Genomic DNA, 1,799 nt, shown 5'->3' on the forward strand with positions numbered 1-1,799 from the left:
GAGCAAGCTGGGCCGCGACGCAGCCGGCCATGCGATCGAGCAGGCGATGGCGCGGATCGCGCTCGGCCTGGTCGAGCCCGGGGTGCGCCGCCTGGTGGTGGCGGGCGGCGAGACCTCCGGCGCCGTGGTCGACGCCCTGGCCCTGCCCGCCTTCCGCATCGGCGCCGAGATCGCCCCGGGCGTACCGGTGCTTCATGTGGTGGGCCGCGAGCCGCCGATGGTGCTGGCGCTGAAATCGGGGAATTTCGGCGGGCCGGAGTTCTTCACGGATGCGCTCAGGGCGATGCCGTAAGGCATCGCCTCAGAGCACCACCGGCTCCGGCTCCAGCGCCACGCCGTAGGTCGCCTGGACGTCGCCCTGGATCTGCCGGGCCAGGTCGAGGATCTCGGCCCCGCTGGCCCCGCCGCGGTTGACCAGGACCAGCGCCTGCCGGTCATGCACCGCGGCGCGGCCGACCGCCCGGCCCTTCCAGCCGCAGCGGTCGATCAGCCAGCCGGCGGCCAGCTTCACCCGCCCGTCCGGCTGCGGATAGCCGACGATGCCGGGGAAGGACGCGGCGAGGTCCCGGTACTGCGCGCCCGGCACGATCGGGTTCTTGAAGAAGCTGCCGGCATTGCCGATCACCGCCGGGTCCGGCAGCTTCTGCCGCCGCACCGCGACCACCGCGTCGAAGATCTCCGCCGCCGTGACGTCCGACCGGTCGCCGAACACCCGCGCCAGGTCCGGATAGGTCGTCACCGGCGCCCAGGGCCGCGGCAGGCGCAGGGTCACGGAGGTGACGATCCAGCGGTCGGGTTCGCGCTTGAACAGGCTGTCGCGGTAGCTGAAACGGCAGGCGGCGCGGTCGAGCGTGACGAAGCCGCCGACCGCGGCGTCGAAGGCGCGCAGGCTCTCGAACCGCTCCTCGAGCTCGACCCCATAGGCGCCGATGTTCTGGATCGGCGCGGCCCCGGCGGTGCCGGGGATCAGCGCCAGGTTCTCCAGCCCCGGCTGCCCCTGGGCGATCGTCCAGGCCACCAGATCGTGCCAGACTTCGCCGGCCCCGGCCTCGACCAGCGCGGCCTCCGCGCTCTCCGCCGCCAGCCGCCGGCCGGGGATGCGCATCAGCAGGGTCAGCCCGTCGAAATCGCCAGTCAGCACCACATTGCTACCGCCGCCCAGCAGCCGGCGCGGCAGCCCGGCGAAGCGCGGATCCGCCAGCACCGCCGGCAACTCTGCCTCGTCGCGGATCTCCACGACGTAGCGGCTGCGCGCGGCGATGCCGAAGCTGTTGGCGGATTGCAGCGGGTGGTCGATCAGGATCTGGTACATGGTCACAGCATTAGGGCGGGCCCGGTTATCGGGCAACCGCTCACACGATCTCGTCGACCAGCTTGGCGATCAGCGCCTGGATGAAGGTGTCCCTCCCCTCAGCGGTGCGGACGAAGGCGCCGATGCCGCCGATCACCTGCTGCCGGTAATAGCCTTCGAGCCAGTCGTATTCGTCGAGGATGACCAGCGCGTTGACCGTGACATGCGCCGCCTCCGCCGCGTCGCGGGCGAGCGTGGGGTCGATGCCGGCGTTGGAGAAGCCGTTCGAGACGATGTCGATGGTCTGGCGCGGGCTGTCGAAGCCGCTGCCCTTGAACAGCTCCAGCGCGTCGAGCACGGCGCTGCCGATCGCGGTCGACCCGGCCTCCGCCCCGCCGGCGCGGCCAGCACCGCCTCGGCGAAGGCATCGGCGTCGGCGGCGCTGGCAAGGCGGCGCCAGGGCAGCAGGACCTTCAGGCTGCGCGGACCGTCGAAGCGCGCCACCGTC

The 1,799-nt window shown here is 72.4% G+C and carries 3 protein-coding genes; 1 reads left to right on the forward strand and 2 read right to left on the reverse strand.

Annotation, left to right across the window (positions count from 1 at the left end; genetic code table 11):
• The coding region (locus P409_RS33415) for a nucleotide-binding domain containing protein (protein ID WP_034848833.1) at positions 1 to 292 on the forward strand (292 nt) is incomplete at its 5' end.
• Positions 293 to 301: 9 nt separating this feature from the next.
• On the opposite strand, the gene murB is transcribed toward P409_RS33415, so the two are convergent.
• Positions 302 to 1,312 carry a UDP-N-acetylmuramate dehydrogenase gene (murB, locus tag P409_RS33420; RefSeq protein ID WP_034848835.1) on the reverse strand — a complete coding sequence of 337 codons (1,011 nt, stop codon included), beginning with the start codon at positions 1,310 to 1,312 and terminating at the stop codon, positions 302 to 304.
• Between the two features lie 40 nt (positions 1,313 to 1,352).
• A partial coding sequence (locus P409_RS33425; RefSeq protein ID WP_152613682.1) for a DUF1194 domain-containing protein occupies positions 1,353 to 1,799 on the reverse strand: 447 nt, incomplete at its 5' end.

The organism is Inquilinus limosus MP06 (assembly GCF_000767795.1).
In the GTDB taxonomy this organism is placed as follows: domain Bacteria; phylum Pseudomonadota; class Alphaproteobacteria; order DSM-16000; family Inquilinaceae; genus Inquilinus; species Inquilinus limosus_E.